Below are 232 nucleotides of genomic sequence, written 5' to 3'. Positions count from 1 at the left end.
GGCCGAGCACGACAACGTGTCGATCAAGGCCGCGACGTTGAATGCGGTGGCCGCGGCACGGGCGCTCGATGCCGTGGGCGTCGGCGATGTTCACGTGCTGGTCGCGGGCCACCACGCGCAAGCGGCGGCCGATGCAGCGGCAAAGATCGCGGGCGTTTCGAAGGTGCTGCTGGCCGATGCGCCGCATCTGGCCGAAGGCCTGGCGGAAAACGTCGAAGCGACTGCGCTGAAC

Annotated in this window: 1 pseudogene; it reads left to right on the top strand. The window is 69.0% G+C overall.

Annotated elements, in window-relative coordinates:
• Nucleotides 1-232: pseudogene (locus AC2FC2_RS27090) on the top strand (electron transfer flavoprotein subunit alpha/FixB family protein); the annotation flags it as partial.

The organism is Serratia sp. CoH_122_TC_1 (assembly GCF_058191755.1).
Note: the sequence above shows the minus strand (reverse complement) of the source record. Positions and strands in the feature narration are given on the sequence as shown.